Consider the following 19,918-nt stretch of genomic DNA (forward strand, 5'->3'; position numbering starts at 1 on the left):
CGAAACGGCAGGCAATGTCTCGGTACTGCGGGCGCCTTCCAATGCGCCACTAACGACTTCGCCACAGCGTCGCTGTCGATGCGGCTAATCGTCTCCCACACCCACGAGCTGCGGCCTCTCGCTCTCGATCTCTTCCGGCTCGTCCTCCGCCGTCCGCGCCAGCCAACGATCGATCCGATCACTCACGCCGGCGAGATACGTATACACCACCGGCGTCACGAACAGCGTAATCAACTGCGAGAACGCCAAGCCGCCCACCACGGCGATGCCTAACGGTCGACGCGACTCGGCGCCCGCTCCCATCGACAGTGCAATGGGCAGTGTGCCCATCAAGGCCGCGACCGTCGTCATCATGATCGGCCGGAAGCGCACCAATGACGCGTGCACGATGGCGTCCGCGGGCTCACGTCCTTCCTTGCGCTCGGCCTCGAGCGCGAAGTCGATCATCATGATCGCGTTCTTCTTCACCAGACCGACGAGCAACACGATACCAACGAACGCATACACGCTGAGATCGACGTGGAAGATCAGCAACGTCAACAGCGCGCCGAACGCGGCAAACGGTAAACCCGACAGAATGGTGATCGGATGAATGAAGCTCTCGTACAGCACGCCGAGCACGACGTAGATGACAAAGATGGCAATCACGAGCAGCGCGAGCAGTCCAGCCTGCGCGGCCTGGAACGCCTGCGCCGTGCCCGAGAAGTTCGTCGCGATCGACGACGGCAATACGTTGCGCGCAATATGCTGCACCTCGGTTACGGCGTCGCCGAGTGCGACACCGGGCCGCAGGTTGAACGAGAGCGTCACCGACGGCAGCTGGCCAGCGTGATTGATCGCGACCGGCCCGGTGCTTTGCGTTACCGTCGCGACGGCACTGAGCGGAATGAGCGTACCGTTGTTCGCCTGGATGTGCAACAACGACAGCGCCGAGAGATCCTGCTGATACGCCGGCAGGAGCTCCATCACGACCCAGTATTCGTTGTTCGGCGTATAGATCGTCGACACCTGCCGCGATCCGTACGCGTCGTACAGCGCCGTCTCGATCTGCGACGCGCTCACGCCTAACGACGCAGCACGCTCCCGGTCGATCTCGATGCTCGCCTGCGGGTTCCCGAGCTGCAAGTCGCTTGTGACATCCTGCAGGAACGTAGACTTCTTCGCCTCGTCCACGAGCTTCTGTGCCGCCGGATACAGCGAGGCGATGTCCGAGCTCTGCATCGTGAACTGGTAGAGACTCTTCGCGACACGGCCGCCGATCTGGATCGCCGGCGGATTCTGCATGAACACGACCATGCCCGGTACGCGCGCGAGCTTCGGCCGCAGCTCGGCGATGATCTCATCGGCAGTCTTCCGCTCATCGCGCGGTTTGAGACCAATCAGAAAGCGACCCTGATTGAGCGACTGATTGGAGCCGCCGCCGCCGCCCACCGCCGACATGAAGCCGTCGATGTTCGGATCCTGCTGAATGATCGACGCGACCTCTCGCTGGTGCGCGATCATGTCCAGGAACGATGTCCCCATCGCTGCTTCCGTCGTGACCGAGAGACTCCCGTTGTCCTGGCTCGGGATGAATCCCTTCGGCACGAGCACGAACAGAATGACCGTACCGACGAGAATTCCTCCCGAGAACACCAACGTCGAGCGGCGATGCTCCATCACCCAGTGCAGCGACTTGGAGTACCAGCCGAGTAGCGACTCCCAGCCGCGCTCGGTGACATTGTACAGACGGCCATGCTCCTCCTGGCCGTGCGCGCGTAGTACGCGGCTCGACAGCATCGGCGTCAACGTCAGCGATACGACGCCGGACATCAGGATCGCCACTGCGATCACGACGGCGAATTCGTGGAACAACCGGCCGATGATCCCGCCGAGGAAGAGGATCGGGATGAAGACAGCGACCAGCGAGATCGTCATCGAGAGAATGGTAAAACCGACCTCCGCCGACCCATCGAACGCGGCCTTCAGCGGCGGTTTCCCCATCTCCATATGCCTAACGATATTCTCGAGCATGACGATCGCGTCGTCCACCACGAATCCGACCGCGAGCGTCAACGCCATGAGCGACAAATTGTCGAGGCTATAGTCCAGCAGATACATCACCGCGAATGTCCCGATGACGGAAATCGGCAGCGCCAGACTCGGAATGATCGTCGCGGAAACGTTACGCAGGAACAAGAAAATGACCGCGACGACAAGACAGAGCGTCAGGAGCAGCGTCATCTTGACATCGCGCACCGACTCCTCGATCGGAACCGTACGGTCGATCAGCGTCGTCAGATGTACGCTGCCAGGAATCTGCGATCGCAGTTTTGCAACCAGATCCTTCACTCCGGTCGCCACGGCCACGGTGTTCGAACCCGGCTGCCGCTGAATCGCGAGGACGATCGAACGCTCGCCGTTGTACCAGCTCGCCACTTTGTTGCTCTGTACGTCGTCCAGTACGTGGCCGATGTCGCCGAGCCTAACGGGCGCACCGTTGCGATACGTCACCACCATGCGCGAGAACGACGCCGCGTTCTGCAGCTGGCCATTCGCCTGAACCGTGAATGCCTTGTTCGGTCCCCAGAGGACGCCGGTCGGCAAATTCACGTTCTGATTGTTGATCGCGTTCGCGACTTCGTCGATACCGATCTTTCGATAGGCGAGGGCCGTCGGATCGAGCTGCACTCGCACCGCGTATTTCTGCGAGCCATACACGACGACTTGCGCAACTCCAGGCACCATCGACATGCGCTGTGCGAGCACCGTCTCGCCGTATTCGTCGAGCTGCGACAACGGCATCAGCTTCGACGTCAGCGCAAAGAGGAGGATCGATTGATCGGCGGGATTGACCTTTTGATACGACGGCGGAATGATGCCCGGCGGCAAATCACGTAACGTCTTCGCAATCATCGCCTGCACGTCCTGCGCGGCGGCGTCGATGTTGCGATCGAGCGCAAACTGAATCGTGATCGACGTCGAACCAAGGTTCGAAATCGACGTCATGTTGTCGATGCCCGCGATCGTCGAGAACTGCTTCTCGAGTGGTGTCGCCACTGCGGCCGCCATCGTTTCGGGGCTCGCGCCCGGCAGCGACGCCGAGACCTGAATCGTTGGAAAATCGACGGTCGGCAAGTCGCTCACCGGCAGCCGGCGGTACGCCGTGATGCCGAAAACGATGAGTCCGACCATGAACAACACGGTCGTGACCGGCCGCCGGATGAACAGCGCAGAGAGATTCATTCGTCGATTCCCGATCCCACCGGACGCGCCGCGACCGGCGTCGCTTGCTCCTTCGCGTCGACCTTTGCGCCAGGCACGAGACGCGACTGCCCGTCGACGACGACGTGCTCTCCCGGCTCGACGCCGTGCTCGATGACCGTAAAATCACCGACCGCCTGTCCCAACGAGACTGTGCGCACGTGAGCGTTCTTCTCGCTGTCGACGACGTAGACGTATGTGCCCTCTTGTCCAGTCAATACAGCGGTCGTCGGAACGGCGATCGCTCCACTGCGAACATCGAGCTGCACCGACACACGCACATACTCTCCCGGCCACAACGCGCGCGACGAATTCAAAAACCGAGCCTTCGCCGTCACAGTGCCTGTCAGGCTGTCGACAGCATTGTCGAGGAACGAGAGCGAGCCCAGCTCCGGTAACACGGTACTATCAGACGCGGTAACGCGCACTGGCACCGCACCGGTCGCCGCGCGCCGCCTGAGCGCAAGAAAATCACGCGCCGTCACCGGAAATCGAACGAAGATTGGCTGCAGCTGGTTGATCACGACCAGTGGGCCGCCACTCGGCTTCACGAGATTGCCGCGCTTGACCAACAAGCTTCCCGTGCGCCCGCCGATGGGTGCGCGGATTGTCGTGTAGTCCAGATTCAGCCGCGCATTCTCGACCGCCGCGCTATCCGACTGCACCGTTGCCAGCGTGGACGTTGCTTGAGCCTGCGCTTGCTCTGCCTGCGATTGCGTGACGTAATCCTTCGCGACGAGTGCCTTGTATCGCACCGCGTCGCTCTGAGCGCTCGAGGCCTGCGCCTTGTCGCGAGCCAGCATGCCCTCTGCCTGACGCAGCGCGGCTGCGAATGGCCGTGGATCGATGCGGAACAGAACTTGGCCTTCCGTGACTTCCTCCCCTTCCTGGAAGCTTACTTCCGTCAGCGTGCCTCCCACTTGGGCCTCGACCGCCACGGTCTGTACGGGCTCGACGACGCCATTCGCCGCCACGAGCGCCGGCGCGTCGATGCGTACCGCCGGCGCCACGGAAACGGGAATGGTCGGCGAGCGCTCGGGCGCCTTGCCGCCACACGCCACGACCGCCGCAACTGCGGCGCCGGCGACCAGCCGTGAATGTCCAACAACCATATAGTTCAGTCTCACCGATGCGTTCGTGATGCGTCGGCGCCTAACGGCGCCAGAGTCTCTCCGTGAAGTCCAAGAATGCCCACGTCGTGAGCGAGCTGCGCCACCGAACCGCGCCACTGCCACCTCGCCTGTGCATCCTGCGCGCGCGCATCCGCAAGCGCCGACTGCGCGATGAGCAAATCGACAATGCTGCCAACACCCTCACGGTAGCGTCCGCGTGCGACACTCTCCGATTCCGTCGCGCTTGCGAGCAGATCCGCTGCCGTACGTACGCGCTCCGTGGCCGTTTGCAAATTGTAATAGGCCGTGAACACCTGCAGCGCGATCTGCTGACGCGTTTGTTCCGTCCGCGCATTGGCCGCGTCGAGCTGATCGGCCGCCGAACGCAGCGAATACTGTCTCGCCAGACCGGTGAATGCCGGAAGATCGAAGGTCAAGCCAATGCTGTATGTCCGACCACGAAAGCCCGGAAGACTCGACGATGTGTAGCCGCTGTTTGCGTTGAGGGACACGGTGGGGTAGAGCCCGGATCTGGCGACGTGGACCTGCGCGACGGCGGCCGCCGCCTCCGCGCGCGCCGCTTCGAGATCCGGCCGCTGGCGGGTCGCCACTACGATCATCGTGTCGATGGACTGTGTGATGAATTGCAGCGAGTCGGGGCACAGAGAATCCGTTAGAACCGGCGGCTCGAAGGCGGCGTTCGCGGGAATCCCCATCGCCACCGCCAGCGTGCCTTGCGCGACATGCACTGCGCCCTCGAGCGATTCGAGGGTGAGCTGCGCCTGCGAGCGGAAGGTGCGCGCCTGCAGCACGTCGGCGATGGTCGCCAAGCCAACGCGATGCCGCTCCTCGGCCGCGTTGAGATTTGCCGTTGCCTCTTCGACTGCCGTGCGTTCCGCGTCCCGCTGTGCGCGCGCGGCTTGATAATCGAAGAGCGCCTGCTCGGCGGTGAGGATGGTGTTCTGCACCGCGACGTTGTGCGCGAGGTCGGCGGCTACTGCCGTCTGCCGAGCGACGTCGACGTTGCCGGCGCGCCCACCGAAGTCGAGCACCAGGTAGTTGAGGCTCAGCGTCGGTCCGTACTGAACGCGTTGCGACAGCACTCCGCTCGGAGCGAGCGGCTGCGCCTGTGATCCGCCGACGTCGATCGAGAGGCTCGGGAAGAACTGGCCTCGGCTCGCGCCGAACGCGTCGGCGGCCGCGCGCGCCTGTGCCCACGACAGACGCGTCGTCGGGTTATTGCGGAGCGCGAGGTCGACGACATCGCCCATGCTGAGATGGCCAGTCGCCGCCGGTATCGCGACAGGAGCGGTCGTCGGATTCGGGCGCTGAACCCGCGCCTTGACATCGGGCGACGGGTTCCAGTACTCGTTAGGCTGCGTTGGCGCGCCGGGAACGCCGTCGATCGACGGCGGCCGGTGTGGCGTGCAGGCGGCCGTGACGAGGAGCGCGGCGCCAATCCCCAGGCGCCTCACTGCACCGTCCTCGACTGCGTTGACGCGCGCGTCGACGAGCGCGCGACGCCTTGTGCAAGACGCAGCGACGGCGGCGTCGTCGAACGTGTCCGCGCGGCATCGCCGAGCAATACCACCTTCTCGCCCTCACGAACACCGCCACGCACCTCGACCCATTCGAGGTCAGTAGCGCCCGGCTGTATCGCCCGCAGCTCGTAGCAGCCGCCGGCGAGTGCGACGACGGCGAATCGCGACCCGGTCCCGGTCGTGGATGTTGCTGTCGGAAGAAGGGCAGGGCTGATCGCTTCCCGCAGCGAGTCGGCTGACTGCTGGAAGACACGCGCGATCGCGACGAGCTCGTTGCTCGCGCGAACGGCATCGACGGGAATCGCGAGCACGCCCGACTCTCGCGCGGCGACGATCGTGACTTCACCGTTCATGCCCGGCATGAGCAAACGCTCATGATTATCGATCGTTACGAGAACGGGGAAGAACGTCACACCCTGATTGACGACGGCCGATGGCTCGACCTTCTCGACGACTCCATCGAACGTTCGGGAAGGAACGGCGTCGACGCGGATTGTCGCCGGCTCGCCCGGCTTCACGTTCGCCAAATCGGCCTCGTCCACGTTCACCCGCATGCGGACGCGGAGCAGGTTGGCCATCGTGACGATCGACGTATCCCGGCCGAAGGACCCGGTCGCCGAGGCCACGAGTTGGCCGAGCGAGACGCTCTTCGAGAGAATCGTTCCGTCAACGGGCGCGCGAACCGTCGCGTCTTCGAGCTTCTGGCGTGCGAGATCCAGATCCGCACGGTCCTCGGCGACGAGCGAAACCGCGTGCACATAGCTCGCGGCGACGCTATCGTGCTCCGCTGGCGTGATGACGTGCTGGGCCAGCATCTCTTCAGCGCGGTTCTTCTGCAGCCCTGCGTTATGCATCGCCGCAACGGATGCGACGTCGTCCGCCACCGCTTCGTCGAATTCGTTCTTCACGTCCCGCGGGTCGATTTGCACGATGAGGTCGCCCGCTTTGACGTCGCTGCCGATGTCCACGGGCATCTTTTGCACGAGCCCGGAGGCCTTCGAGCGAATGGCAACAAGATCGATTGGCTCCAGTGTGCCAGTGGCCTGAACGCGAACGACGATGTCGCGACGCGCGGCGACCGCGCTTGGCAGCGGCACCGGCCGGTCGGGCGCGCGATGGCAGGCGGCGCTGACCGCAAGGCAGACGATCGAAAGCACGGGACGCGTTGACATCCGCGCGCGAAGAAAAACGGTCATGAAAGAAAGAAAATCGTTAGGGAGTGCTGCTCATCCGGCGCGCATCGTCGCCGCGCAGCTGCAGACGGCGAAAGCGCTCGCGTTGGTCGGGCGTTAGCACCTGCTCCATATCGCTGCGAACGTCGGAGACGAGCCGCTCGACGCGCGGTCGGATCTCCTCGCGAAGTGCGCCGAACTCGCCGGCGCGATGCATCATGATCGCATCGATGGCGCTATCCTGTGCCGGCGTGAGGCTGAGCTCCCGCGCCAATTCACCTCGAATCCGACGCCGCTCTTCTGGCGTCGGCGATCGCAAGGCGGAGGAAAGGGGATGAAATCCGGTATCCGGGAACATCGCCGGCGCCACGAGAGGTCGCAATAACACGCGATCGACCGCAATGCCGGCGACGACGCTCGCGACGATGATTGCCCCGATGACGATGATGGCCATCGCCCGCGCCGGCAGGTACGCGTTATAGAACCTCCGCATCATCGCTGCGTCTCCACGTGTCCGGCGCCGGCGCTTTCGGCTGCGGGCGCGTCGAGCACGAAGTCAATCAGCTCGCGCGACGGAGCTTTGTTGGTGACGGCGCGCAGCAACGCCGTTCGCTCGCTCGCGTGCGCACGTGATGGTGTCCGAACCGCAGAGCTCCACGCCAGGCAGACGGTCGCGACGAACGCCGCAGCGACGCCGAGTGGCAAGAGCGTTCCGGCCCATGCAGCTGCGTACTCCCACCACGGCGACGCACCCCGACGCCGCGCGTCGAGCAGCGGCGCCGCGCGCCGCACGATGCGCTGCGCCAACGCCGCCATCTGAGTCGTCGTGGGAGCCGGAGGGTCGAGACGGCGCAGCTCTCTCGCCAACTCGCGATCCGACCGTGAATCGTTAGGTCTCATTCAAATCAACCTCGACGGAGCGGCGTCAGCGCATTCCGTAGCTGTCGACGCGCCATGTGCAGATGCCAGCGAATCGTCGCTGGCGAAGAATCCAGAAGCTTCGCGATCTCGGCGACCGAGAAGCCGTCCACCTCGAAGAGCTGAACCACCAACCGCCGTCGCTCAGGCAAGTCCGCGAGCGTCCGCCGAAACTCGTCCCGGATCTCGGCGCGTTCCGCCGCATCCGCGAGCGACGGTCTCATGTCGCTCAGATCGTCCGGCAACTCCTCGGCGGCACGCGCCGACCGGGACGCTGCGACGTCCAGCCCTCGATTGACTATGATCCGCGACAACCACGGCCAGAATGGTCGCGACAGATCGAAGCGATCGATGTGCTGAAGCGCCGCTAGAAAGGCATCCTGAACGAGATCCTCGGCGTCCTCGCGATGCCGTAACACGCGCATCGCGAGCGACATCGCCCGAGGCAAATACAGCTCGACGACACGCCCGAACGCATCACGCTCCCCGTTCCGGACGCGAGTAAGAAGCTCGCGCTCTTCCTGAGCCGCATCGTTGGCATGTAGCACCAACGAGGCGCGCGAAATATCGTGCGCAGTCGCCGTGTACGTATCCCTCACCTCGAATTTGGAGCCGGTGTGCTCGCTCCAAAGGATGTACGGGCGACAGGGCCGGACCGTTTGAGCGTCTCAACTCTCGGCGATAATACCCTTCTGGATGTAGATAGGTCGAAGGAGTGCCCGGAGGGACGGAAGGCGGGAACCGAACCAAACCCCCGCAATCACGCACGCCACACCGCCCAGCAGAATGGTCATGGGCGCGCCGATGCGATCGGCGAGGATCCCGGCGAGAAGGCTGCCGAGCGGGGCGGTGCCGAGGAAAGCCATTGTATAGAAGGACATTACTCGGCCACGCATCCGCTCTTCGACAATGGTCTGAAGGATGGTGTTCGTGGACGCCGTCTCGACCATCATGCCGCCACCGACTACGGGCAACAGGAGCAGCGAGAGCCAGAGAAGCCGCGACTGCGAGAAGGCGGCCAGTCCAACACCGAAGGCCATCGTCGCGAGAACCATTGCCCGTCCGAGACCGAGGACCGAGTTGCGCGAGGCGAGGTAGAGCGCTCCTGCAAGTGCCCCCAGACCAGACGCCGTCATGAGGAAGCCGAGCGTGTGCGCGCCCCCATGCAACCGGTCCGTCGCTATCGCCGGCATCAGCACGGTGTAGGGCATCCCCATCGTCGCAACGAGCGCGAGGAGGAGCAGAGAAGATCGCATCGGTACAGAGCGCGATACGTATAAGAGACCCTCGCGGAGCTCTTCGAGGACCTTAGTCTGCGCTTGCCGACGCGGTCGCTTTTCGACCCGCATCGCTAACAGGGATGCGATCACGGCGACGTAGGAGATCGCGTCGATCATGAAGCACCAGCCCTCTCCTACCGCGGCGATGATGACGCCGCCAATTGACGGCCCGATGATCCGGCTGCCGTTCACCATCGTCGAATTGAGCGCAATCGCGTTCGGCAGGTCAGCGCGGTCCTCGATCATGTCGACGATGAAGGACTGCCGTGCGGGCGTGTCGAAGGCATTGATCACACCTTGCACGACCTGAAGGACGAGGATTTCGCGAACGGTGATGATGCCGGGCAGCGCCAACAAAGCGAGCGCCAGCGACTGCAACATCGAAAAGAACTGAGTGATGACGAGGATTCGATGCCGGTCGTGACGGTCGACCAGAACGCCAGCGAAGGGTGAGAGTACGAGCGTTGGGATCTGACCGCAGAATCCGACGACACCGAGCAGCAGCGCCGATCCGGTGAGGCGATAGACGAGCCAGCTCGTCGCGATGCGCGTGATCCAGGTGCCCACGAGCGACACGCTCTGTCCGCCGAAGAACAGGCGGTAGTTCCGGTGTCGAAGTGCGCGCAGCAGCCTCGGGCCTTGCTCGTCGGGCATGGCGAAAGAAAGGGATAGCCGGGGGGCTAGAGCTAGGGCCAGGACTGAGGGAAAAATCGCACCAGGAACGTGCGTCGCGCTTTCGTTACGCAGCCCGTCCGCCTGTCTGCGCGGTGTCGTTACTCGGGCGATCGCTCGCGAGCTTGAGCGGCTCGGTCTTGCCGCGTACGCGCAGCATCTCGATCACCGCGACTTCGTCGCGCCGCAGTGCGGCGGGGCCGTTTGTCGTCCGGAGTTGACGTGCACCGTCATCTGGAGTCGGCGGGATTGTTATCCCCTGCATGTACGCTTCGATGATCGCCGGATGGACGTAATACTTGCGACACACCGCGCGCGTGTTTCCCAACCGCCTGGAGATCTGATCGATTGCGGCGACGACGTTGGCCTTTCCCTTCTTCTCGGCGGTGAACGCGCCGAAGTCGCGGAGCGCGGTCGCGGCGAGCGTTGTGCCGGCCCACGTTCGAAAATCCTTCGCCGTCACTTGACGCCCCGTGATGCGCCGCAGATAGTCGTTGATGTCGCCGGCGTCGACGGACTGGCGACGTCCGTCGCCGTCCAGATACTGAAAGAGCTCCTGGCCGGGGAGCTCTTGACAATGCTGAACGATTCGCGCGATGCGGCGATCCGTCACCGCAACCGAATGGGCAATGCCACTCTTGCCGCGAAACTCGAAGCGCAATTTCGCGCCGGAAACGGTCACGTGACGCCGCCGGAGTGTCGTTAGGCCGAACGAGCCATTGTCACGCGCGTACTCGTCGTTGCCGACGCGAATGAGCGTTCGCTCGAGGAGCCAGACCACTGTTGCCAAGACCTTGTCGCGCGAGAGCTCGGGAAGCGCGATGTCGCGCTCGACGCGTTCGCGAATACTTGGCAGGATCTCACTGAACGCGACCATCCGTCCGAACTTCGTCTCGTCACGGACGGCGCGATAGCGCGGATGATAGCGATACTGCTTGCGGCCGCGCGCATCGCGCGCTGTCACCTGCAAGTGACCAGCGGGATTGGGGCAGATCCACACCTCGTTCCAACGGGGTGGGATGACGAGCTTGCGGATGCGCTCCAGTTCCGTCCGGTCGCGAATGACCGCTCCGTCGACACCGATGTACGCAAAGCCACGCCCGTGCCGCTTGCGACGGATGCCTGGTGCTGCATCCGTCACATAGCGAAGGCCGGCTGCTTCCGCGGATTCGACGTGTTCGTCAGAGGGAATCATCGGGCGTTCGAGGGTCCCGGGCACGGCCATCGGCGCCGCCCTCGGGTGTTCCGTTCGTACCCTGACGGATGAAGCCCAACGAAGGGCACGTCGCGCGGAGAATGGTCGACACGTTCGAGAAGTCGATTCGCGGCAATCCGGGAGACATTCTGGCTGCCGGCAACGACAAGGCAAACATCCAGTTACGCATCCGCTGGGTGTCCGTCCTCACACAGATGCCTGCCCACCAACATGACACGTCAGCGGGGACGCGGCCCGCTGGTGCAGAACGGCTCCGGGCCGGCGCGGAACGCGCGCACGGATTGGACGGCGCGCTCGCCGCGGCACTCGAGCGCGTGGCTCGTATCATCGCGACGAGTCTTCGCGCGCCCTCAGCAGCTGTCGTCCTTCTCGGTCAGGATCGCCGCTGCTTTGGCGGTGGGAGCGAGGTGCACTCATGGCTCGCGCGCGATCCGGGTGCGCTGTTCCGCTCCGGCCTCGCGAATCGGGTACTCGAGTCCCAGCAAGCCGTGGCGGTCGCGGATGCGAGCGCCATACTCAACGCCGATTCCGACTCGGCCAAATCGTTAGGCATCGGCGCCTTTCTCGGCATCGCTGTCGCGGGCACCTCCGGCGAGCCATTGGCTCTCGTCGTTGCCATCGACGAATCGACGAGGCAGTGGAGCGATGACGAGATCGAGCACTTCACGGAGATGGCCGCTTCTGCCATCACTGAGATCGAGCTGCAACGTCGCACGGTCGAGGCAGAGCGAATCGAGCGACAGCTGCGTCACGACGCCTTGCACGACGGTCTCACTGGCCTGCCCAACAGGGCATGCTTCGTCGAGCGGTTGCGGCATGCGGGCGAGCGTGCGCGACGCAACGCCGACGATTCCTTCGCCGTGCTATTCGTCGATCTCGATCATTTCAAGATCATCAACGACTCCTTCGGCCACCTCGTCGGCGACGAATTGCTCATCGAAGTCTCGCGCCGGCTTGCCGCGTGCCTGCGCTCCGTGGATACACTTGCTCGCCTGGGCGGCGACGAATTCGCGCTCCTCCTCGAGGAGGTCCGCGACCCGAGCGACGCCGCCCGTGTCGCTGAGCGATTACAAGTCGCCCTTCGCACACCGATCGCGGTCCGCGACTCCGAGGTCTTCACATCGGCCAGCATCGGGATCGCGCTCTCCGGTCGCGCGGATGACGCGTCGCAGCATCTGCTCCGAAGCGCAGATCTCGCGATGTATCGCGCCAAGGAACATGGGCGTGGCCGATTCGAGGTATTCGATCCTGCCATGCACACCGCGGCGATGGACCGCCTGCGACTCGAGACGGACCTCCGCCGCGCGATCGAGCGCGACCAGTTGATACTGCACTACCAGCCGGTCTTCTCGCTAACCACAGGTGGAGTCGTCGCAGTGGAGGCGCTCATTCGCTGGCAGCACCCCGAGCGCGGATTGATACCGCCACTCGACTTCATACCCGTTGCCGAGCGCACGGGGATGATCAAGGAGATCGGATACTGGGTGCTCGCGCGTGCGTGCGAGCAGCTGAAGCGGTGGGAGCGCGAATTTGGTTACGGGGCTCCACAATCCGTGTGGATCAACGTCTCGCCCAAGCAGTTCGCGCAGTGTGATCTCGCCCAGCAAGTCGAGGAGCTGTTCGAGTCGCTCTCGTTCGAGCCGCGCCGGATCAAGTTCGAGATTACGGAAAGCATCATGCTCGAGGACATCGAGCTGGCCATGCGCACCCTTGGCGATCTGCGACGACTCGGTGTACAGGTCTTCATGGACGACTTTGGAACGGGCTACTCCTCTCTCACCTATCTCGGCCGTCTACCCCTCGATGGTATCAAGGTTGACCGCAGCTTTGTGAGCCAGATGGGAACGGATGTCCGCCAGGCGCAGTTGGTTGGGACAATCATCACGCTCATTCGAAATCTCGGTCTCGAGCCAATAGCCGAAGGCGTCGAGACGGATCATCAGGCGAAACTTCTGCGGGAAATGGGCTGCGCCTTCGCGCAGGGATTCATGTTCTGCCGGCCCGTTCCACCGCGCGAGATCGACGCCATGCTTCGGAGCTCAGCCGCTCACTAAGAAAGCCTTCCCTGGGAACGATCCGAGCCACCGCCTGATTCGAAATGGCGAACTCTATCGTTTTCCCTTTGGAGGTATCATGCGGCACGCCGCTCAACTCGCGCTGCTCCTGCTGCTCGCCGTGGCAGGATGTGGCGGGTCAAGCACTGCACCCAGCACCAGCAACAACAACAGTGGTAACCCGCCACCTCAGAACAATCCGCCGTCAACGAGCAGCGACATCAGCGTCACGAATGATTATTTCGATCCGATTTCGACGACAGTTGCCGTCGGAACGAAAGTGACGTGGACGTGGAACACGTGCTCGAGCGACGGCTACGGCGGCCAGACCTGCGTGAGCCACAGCGTTCTTTTCGACGACGGTGCGTCTGCTCCAACGCAGCAGCAGGGAACGTGGGCTCGGACGTTCACGGTGGCTGGCACGTATAAGTACCACTGCACCATTCACGGACAGGCCATGGCGGGGACGATCGTCGTGCAGTGAGCCTAACGGCGAGTCGTGTCGCGTGACGAGGTGTTCCGCCGCGACGTATCTCGCCGCGATGTATCGCGCCGTGAGTCCACAGTCACGTGACCCATGGCGTCAACGCGGAAGCGCGCGCGCCGGCCATCGGTGACGAAGACATCGTAGCAGCCGGCGTGCAGAGGTGTAGGGCCGAGGTTCACGGCGTAGCCGGTCGGCGCCACACCATACTCGATTCTGGGCGGCGGTGTATTCGACCCCGTCGCCGCGATCTGCCATAAGACGGTCTCGCTGCCGCAGGCAACGACGGATATTCCGTAGATGGTCCCGGCGGGGCCGTGTCCCGTGGTGTCAGAGAGTACGAACACCGGCTTGAGGGGCGTGCTGCCGGGCTCGACGCGAATCTCATTTACGAGCGTCTCGCAGGCGAGCACGAGCGCGACAGTCACGCTCGCGATACACAATCGTGCCAGTGTAGTGACCTGACTCACAGCGTGAACTGAGATATGCACACAGAGTGTGCGGTCGTTGTGGATTGCTGACTTTCAGCCGCGCATTCGACCACGCGGCTTTGAATATCGAGATTGTTGCCCCACAGGCACGGTGAATGCACTGCAATGGCTTGCCGCGCGATGCAACGTAGCGCAGTAGGTGGGGGCGCGGCGAGGGAGTGTGGGGCATACCGAGTTGGGGAGGGGCTTATCGCTCCTCCCCGCTCGATTTTTCGGCCGATGCCGGCCTCAGCTGGCGTTCGCACTACTGACATCGCGGCTCGAGGAGTAGACCGGTGCAAGACTTGGATGAGCAAGCTTTGGTCGATCGAGTCATGGTCGAATGGTGGGACTCCGCCGCGCACGCGCTCCCCTGGGCAGGAATGCCGCTCGACGATCGGTATGGTGACCTTCGACGTCTTGCGACGGCGTTGGTCTCGGCGGCGATCGTTACCGGGGGCCACTCACGAGATCCCCAGGAGTCCGGCGCGAGAAACGGCGTCATAGCCGCGGCGATCGACCATGGGCGCTACCGCGGCCACCAAGGGGGCACGTGGGAGTTGCTCCTTTTCGAGCTGACCTTCCTCAGCGACGCGCTGCGGGTCGCCGTTCGTGGGTCCGCGTTGCCGCCGATCGTGAGCGCACAATTCGAGCGAGAGCTCGCTGCTGGGCTTCGGGTGGCCAAGCCGGCGTGCTCGCTGGGGCTGCGCGAGGCGATTCACGAACAAAGCTCGCATCGCGCGATCGACGCCGACAGCTGAGCCGCACCTAACAATCAGATACCAGCCGCCGATCAGTCTGTGAGCGCGGCCGAGGGAGAAGGTGTGGCCGCGACGCTGACGTCAATCGGCAACCGATGGCCATTACGCTCCTCGACGTGGTCGATGACGCCCTGCCAGACGGCGGCGAAGGCATGGCCAACGTCCGTCGGTGCCTTGCCGGCCGCGAATTCGGCGGTGTTGCCGGCTACCCAGAACGGCGGCTCACCGTTGACGTTGAGTGAATCATAAACGCTCTTCACGTCGTCGTAGATCAGCGCGGCATTCGCGGTATGAGCGTAGAAGCCGGGACGGTACCGACCGTCCGCCAACACGTGCGCCGTCCACTCTTTGTAGTAGTCGCGCATTGCCCGCGGCACGACGTTCATGTGCTCGATGTCGAGAAAGATGACCGTGCCGGCCGGGAAGCCTTGGGCCTGCGTTCGCGAAATGGCATCCTCGGCTTCGCTGGCTCCGCGCGCGGCGCCTACGAAATGCGCGGAACACGTCGATCCCGGCTCGGCGCGCGGCTGGACCACGACCTTCATGGCCACTCGCTTGGTGACGTAGCTGATGACGGTGCGCCCGTGGCGTTTCTTCACCTGCCTAACGCGGTGCTTCACGTACTTCGTGACGACTTCTGCCTTTCCAGGAGTCTTGCCCCAGGTCTGCTGGCCGACGTAGACCACGGCAAGTCCCCATCCCATGCGCGAGAGTTCATCGCGCTTGCCAGACCAACTCGCGTCACGATGACAGGGCGCAGATGGCAGATAGTAGCCGACCCACTCGTACGATCCGTCGTCACGCCATGCCTGCATGGCGTCGTCGCCAGGATACTTGCTCGTGTCGAACCCGAGATGTCGCCCCGTCGCCGACGAAATATTTTCCGTGGCGGACGCGAGCTCGGTCGACGCAAAGGCAAGCGGATTCGACAAATCGTCGAGCGCCGAACCTTCGCGACCCCCGACACCGAAAACAACAGCGCCGGCAAGCAGAAGCGTCAGCAAGTCACGGGGCTTGAACAACGGCTCCTCCAGATGCGCTCGTCAGCGACGCCCGAACCAATGAGCGTCCTTGGCGCTACCCATAGTTAGGCGGAAGGTTCCGGCAATTCGACTGGGCAGCCGGGGTGCCCAGCCCCGATCGTCACGTGGCGGGCTCGTGTTTGTGTTGGGAGGCGGATGCGCTTGGCGATACTTCCACTCCCGAACACCGCAAGTGATCCCAAACTCTCTGCCTCTCAGTGCCGGTCTCGGCTGATCGGGGATTGACCGCAGTGCAGGCGCAATCCTTGTAATGATGAGCGATGCAGGCACTTCTGATGGGGAGGAGCTATGAAAGGGTCAGCATTGCGCGTCGCATCATTGGTGGGAATCGCGGTGGCGCTGGCGGCGTGCAGCGGCAAACCCAAGGACAAGGCAAGCTTTCAAGCGTCGGTTGACTCGATGACGCCTCATCTCGACAGCACGAAGGCGGCGCTCGATTCGTCGAAGGTTGGCGTGCAGGTCGATACGACGAAACTCGGTGCCGCGAAAACGGAGAGCATTCTCTCGAAGGCGCGCAAATCGCCGTGACTACGAGTATCGTCCTCGTCGACGGGTCGAACGTCGCGCATTCGACGGAGGGCGAGAAGGCGCAGCTTGTGAACATTCTCGCCGTGCGCGAGAAGCTTGCTGAAGAGGGGTTGGAACCGGTCGTGGTCGTCGATGCGGCACTTCGCCATCAAATCGACGATCGGGCCGGGTACGAGCAGCTCGTGGAGCAGGGCGTCGTGAAGCAGGCGCCAGCCGGCACCGATGCCGACTATTTCATTCTCACCTTCGCGCGTGAGCTCGACGCGCGGATCGTTTCGAACGATCGGTTCCGTGACCGACTCCGTGATTTTCCGGACGCGACGGACCGCTTGATCCGATTTATGATCGTCGGCAGAGAAGTGGTACTCGAGCGAAGAGCTGGGAAACGCGAGCCCGGCCGAAAGCGAAGCGGAAGAAAATAGGTTCTTGGTCGCTGATTGTTCGTCACCGGTGAATCGGTTTGCCGGCGAGCCCCCCTCGCCGGCTTTTCTTTACCGCGTTCCAACAACCAACAACGAGCTACCACGGTAACCTTTGCACTGCGCCGAGCGTCCTAACAACCGGCGCAGTGTACCCCTTCCAGAGGTCGTATGCCCTCCACGCATGTCCTGCGCACGCTCGCCGCCGCTGCTGGTGTCGTCGTGCTCACCTCATCGTCCGCATTCGCTCAGGCTCCGGCTGCCGGCTCGTCCCTCGTGAAGGGGCCGAGCGTCGAGGGCATCACCGAGTACCGACTTACCAACGGCCTCCGCGTTCTGCTTTTCCCGGATAAGTCCAAGCCGCAAACGACGGTGAACATCACCTATCTCGTCGGCTCGCGGCACGAGGGCTACGGCGAGACAGGCATGGCGCACTTGTTAGAGCACATGCAGTTCAAGGGGACGCCGAGACACCGCCATCCATCGGATGAGATTACGCAACATGGCGCGACGTTCGACGCGACCACGTCGTTCGATCGCACGAATTATTTCGAGACGTTCACGGCCGCCGATTCAAATCTCGCCTGGGCGCTCGATCTCGAAGCGGACCGCATGACGAACAGCTTCGTTGCGCGCGAGGATCTCGACAAGGAGATGCCCGTCGTGCGTAACGAGTTCGAGAAGGGTGAGGACAGTCCGTTCATCGTCACACTCAAGCGTGTGTTAGGCTCCGCCTATCTCTTTCACGCTTACAGTCACCTGCCCATCGGTGCACAGAGCGACATCGAGAACGTCCCGATCGAGAAGTTGCAGGCGTTCTATCACGAGCACTATCAGCCTGACAACGCTATCCTGATGATCGCCGGTAACTTCGACGATCAGCGCGCGCTGGCTCTCGTTCAAGAGAAGTTCAGCCCGATCCCGCGTCCCACGCGCGTGCTGGACCAGACGTACACGGTGGAACCAACGCAGGACGGCGAGCGAATGGCTGCGATTCGCCGCACTGGCAGCGCGCAGCTCGTGATGTCGTTCTATCACGTTCCCGCCGGAACGCATCCCGATTTTCCGGCGATCGACGTGCTCACGCGCGTGCTCGGCGATCCGGCGTCCGGCCGTCTACAGAAAGCGCTCGTGGAAACGAAGAAGGCCTCCACCATACAGGCGGACAATCTCCAGCAGCACGACCCGGGCGGACTTTTCCTCGCTGCGTTGCTTCAGAAGACACAATCGATCGATAGCGCCGAAGCGGCGATCTTCAGCGTGGCGACCGAGATTGCCACGACGAAGCCGCCGACCAGTGAAGAGGTCGAGCGCGCGAAGACCCAAGTGCTCAAAGGCTTCGAGCTCGCGCCGACGAATACTGGCCGCTTCGGGTTGGAGCTGAGCGAGTGGATGGCGATGGGAGACTGGCGACTCTTCTTCTATCACCGCGATCAGGTGAAGAGGGTGACCGTACAGGACGTCCAGCGCGTCGCGAGCACATATCTGAAGGAGTCGAACCGGACGGTTGGTCTCTTCATTCCCACGGAGAAGCCCGATCGCACCGAGATTGCCGCGGCGCCGAGCGCTGATTCACTGCTCAAGGGGTACAGGAGCAGCGTGATCGTAGCGACGGGAGAGTCTTTCGATCCGTCGCCGACGAACATCGAATCGCGCCTGCATCGCAGCGCATTGAAATCAGGGCTCCGACTCGCGCTCCTGCCTAAGAAGAATCGGGGCGAAGCCGTTTCCGCGCTGGTGAGTTTGCGAATCGGCAACGAGAAGGCGCTCACGAATCGCGGCATGTTGCCGAATCTCACCGCGCAAATGCTCATGCGGGGGACGAAGTCGCTCAACCGCCAGCAACTTACTGATTCGCTCAACAAACTGACGGCGAAGGTCGCCGTCTCGATGGGGACGGTGGGGAACGTGCGGGCTACCATCGAGACGACGCGGCCGAACTTCGCGGCAACGCTGAAGCTGGTGGCGGACATGCTGCGTCAGCCGGCGTTCGACGCGACGGAGTTCGAGCAGGTGCAGCGTGAGGCCGTTGCGGGCGTCGAGGCCCAACGCGGTGAGCCCGTGATGCTGGGCCAGATCACGTTTGCGCGCGAGATCGGCCGCTACCAGAAGGGTCACCCGCGCTACGTGCCAATGCCGGAAGAGCAGATCGAAGCGTACAAGGCGGCGACGATCGCCGATGTTCGCAAGTTCTATACTGAGCTCTATGGTGCGTCGACAGGTGAACTTGTGGTCGTCGGTGACTTCGATGACGCGGAAATCGCGCGCGTGGCCGCCGATGCCTTTGGGGGCTGGAAAAGCGCGACCGCGTTCAAGTCAATCCCGGTTACGCTCGTGGCGACGAGCACGGGCAAGCGCACGGTGGAGACACCGGACAAGGCGAACGCATTGTTCGTCGCTGGCGAGACATTCCAGATGAAGGACACCGATCCGGATTACGCGGCGCTGCTCCTCATCAACTACATGCTTGGCGAGAATCCGCTCGACAGCCGACTCCCGGCACGCATCCGCGTGAAGGAGGGACTGAGCTACGCGGTGCAGTCGGCGCTGAATGTCAGCGCCCTGGACCGCGCGGGCCAATGGGTCGCGCTCGCGATTTCCAACCCGTCGAACGCGGACAAAGTAAGCACCGCGTTCTTCGACGAGATGAGCAAGCTCGTGAAGGAAGGTTTCTCGGCGGACGAAGTGGAGAAGGGGAAGGTGACCTATCTCCAGCGGCGCTCGATGGCGCGTGTGAACGATCTGGCGCTCGCTGGACAACTGGCAAACGGCCTCTACCTCGGTCGCACGATGACGTTCGATGGTACGATCGAGCAGAAAATTAAAGCGCTGACCGCGAATGAGGTGAACGCGGCGCTGCGGCGGCTGTTCGATCCGGCGAAGATGACCGTCGTTATGGCAGGAGATTTTTCAAAGGTCACGCAGGCGGGAAAGCCCCAAGAGCGCTGAGCGCAGAGGTGGCGCGCAGAGCGTGGCGATGACGACACTCCACGCTCTGCGCTCTG

Annotated in this window: 17 protein-coding genes; 6 read left to right on the forward strand and 11 right to left on the reverse strand. The window is 63.2% G+C overall.

What is annotated here, in order from left to right:
- Positions 1-84: 84 nt before the first annotated feature.
- The 9 genes from VGH98_07810 to VGH98_07850 all read right to left on the reverse strand — a co-directional run bounded on the left by VGH98_07810 (position 85) and on the right by VGH98_07850 (position 11,133).
- Positions 85-3,225, reverse strand: a complete 3,141-nt coding sequence (locus VGH98_07810; GenBank protein ID HEY2375867.1) for an efflux RND transporter permease subunit — start codon at positions 3,223-3,225, stop codon at positions 85-87.
- Positions 3,222-4,370, reverse strand: a complete 1,149-nt coding sequence (locus VGH98_07815) for an efflux RND transporter periplasmic adaptor subunit (GenBank protein ID HEY2375868.1) — start codon at positions 4,368-4,370, stop codon at positions 3,222-3,224. Before VGH98_07815 ends, VGH98_07810 begins: the two co-directional genes overlap by 4 nt.
- Positions 4,367-5,830, reverse strand: a complete 1,464-nt coding sequence (locus VGH98_07820; protein ID HEY2375869.1) for a TolC family protein — start codon at positions 5,828-5,830, stop codon at positions 4,367-4,369. The genes VGH98_07815 and VGH98_07820 overlap by 4 nt, the downstream gene beginning before the upstream one ends.
- Positions 5,827-7,092 carry an efflux RND transporter periplasmic adaptor subunit gene (locus VGH98_07825; GenBank protein HEY2375870.1) on the reverse strand — a complete coding sequence of 422 codons (1,266 nt, stop codon included), beginning with the start codon at positions 7,090-7,092 and terminating at the stop codon, positions 5,827-5,829. The genes VGH98_07820 and VGH98_07825 overlap by 4 nt, the downstream gene beginning before the upstream one ends.
- Before the next feature lie 16 nt (positions 7,093-7,108).
- Complete coding sequence (locus VGH98_07830; GenBank protein HEY2375871.1) at positions 7,109-7,564, reverse strand: hypothetical protein; 456 nt, start codon at positions 7,562-7,564, stop codon at positions 7,109-7,111.
- Entirely contained in the window at positions 7,561-7,968 is a 408-nt protein-coding gene (locus tag VGH98_07835; protein ID HEY2375872.1) for a hypothetical protein, read from the reverse strand. The genes VGH98_07830 and VGH98_07835 overlap by 4 nt, the downstream gene beginning before the upstream one ends.
- Positions 7,969-7,973: 5 nt before the next feature.
- Positions 7,974-8,585 (reverse strand): sigma-70 family RNA polymerase sigma factor, encoded by a 612-nt coding sequence (locus tag VGH98_07840; GenBank protein HEY2375873.1) that lies wholly within the window; start codon positions 8,583-8,585, stop codon positions 7,974-7,976.
- A 69-nt stretch (positions 8,586-8,654) separates the two neighbouring features.
- Complete coding sequence (locus VGH98_07845; protein ID HEY2375874.1) at positions 8,655-9,920, reverse strand: MFS transporter; 1,266 nt, start codon at positions 9,918-9,920, stop codon at positions 8,655-8,657.
- Positions 9,921-10,005: 85 nt separating this feature from the next.
- On the reverse strand, positions 10,006-11,133 hold the full coding sequence (locus VGH98_07850) for a hypothetical protein (GenBank protein HEY2375875.1): 1,128 nt from the start codon (positions 11,131-11,133) through the stop codon (positions 10,006-10,008).
- A gap of 68 nt (positions 11,134-11,201) precedes the next feature.
- Here VGH98_07850 and VGH98_07855 point away from each other — a divergent pair, with 68 nt between their 5' ends.
- Together VGH98_07855 and VGH98_07860 are read left to right on the forward strand one after the other, a co-directional pair.
- Positions 11,202-13,208: an EAL domain-containing protein gene (locus tag VGH98_07855; protein ID HEY2375876.1), complete on the forward strand. Its 2,007-nt coding sequence runs from the start codon at positions 11,202-11,204 to the stop codon at positions 13,206-13,208.
- 79 nt (positions 13,209-13,287) lie between these two features.
- A complete protein-coding gene (locus VGH98_07860; GenBank protein ID HEY2375877.1) occupies positions 13,288-13,692 on the forward strand; it encodes a plastocyanin/azurin family copper-binding protein in 405 nt (134 codons plus the stop codon).
- A gap of 2 nt (positions 13,693-13,694) precedes the next feature.
- Here the strand turns inward: VGH98_07860 and VGH98_07865 are convergent, their stop codons facing one another.
- On the reverse strand, positions 13,695-14,120 hold the full coding sequence (locus VGH98_07865) for a hypothetical protein (protein HEY2375878.1): 426 nt from the start codon (positions 14,118-14,120) through the stop codon (positions 13,695-13,697).
- Positions 14,121-14,458: 338 nt separating this feature from the next.
- On the opposite strand from VGH98_07865, the gene VGH98_07870 reads away from it, so the two are divergent.
- Positions 14,459-14,923 carry a hypothetical protein gene (locus VGH98_07870; GenBank protein ID HEY2375879.1) on the forward strand — a complete coding sequence of 155 codons (465 nt, stop codon included), beginning with the start codon at positions 14,459-14,461 and terminating at the stop codon, positions 14,921-14,923.
- A 32-nt stretch (positions 14,924-14,955) separates the two neighbouring features.
- On the opposite strand, the gene VGH98_07875 is transcribed toward VGH98_07870, so the two are convergent.
- Complete coding sequence (locus tag VGH98_07875) at positions 14,956-15,945, reverse strand: glycoside hydrolase domain-containing protein (protein ID HEY2375880.1); 990 nt, start codon at positions 15,943-15,945, stop codon at positions 14,956-14,958.
- Between the two features lie 309 nt (positions 15,946-16,254).
- On the opposite strand from VGH98_07875, the gene VGH98_07880 reads away from it, so the two are divergent.
- From VGH98_07880 to VGH98_07890, 3 genes are all read left to right on the forward strand, one after another.
- Positions 16,255-16,494: a hypothetical protein gene (locus VGH98_07880; protein HEY2375881.1), complete on the forward strand. Its 240-nt coding sequence runs from the start codon at positions 16,255-16,257 to the stop codon at positions 16,492-16,494.
- Positions 16,491-16,916, forward strand: a complete 426-nt coding sequence (locus tag VGH98_07885) for a hypothetical protein (protein ID HEY2375882.1) — start codon at positions 16,491-16,493, stop codon at positions 16,914-16,916. The genes VGH98_07880 and VGH98_07885 overlap by 4 nt, the downstream gene beginning before the upstream one ends.
- 168 nt (positions 16,917-17,084) lie before the next feature.
- Positions 17,085-19,862, forward strand: coding sequence for a pitrilysin family protein (locus tag VGH98_07890; GenBank protein ID HEY2375883.1), 2,778 nt, complete (start codon positions 17,085-17,087; stop codon positions 19,860-19,862).
- Positions 19,863-19,918: the final 56 nt, after the last annotated feature.

The organism is Gemmatimonadaceae bacterium (assembly GCA_036496605.1).
In the GTDB taxonomy this organism is placed as follows: Bacteria; Gemmatimonadota; Gemmatimonadetes; order Gemmatimonadales; family Gemmatimonadaceae; genus AG2.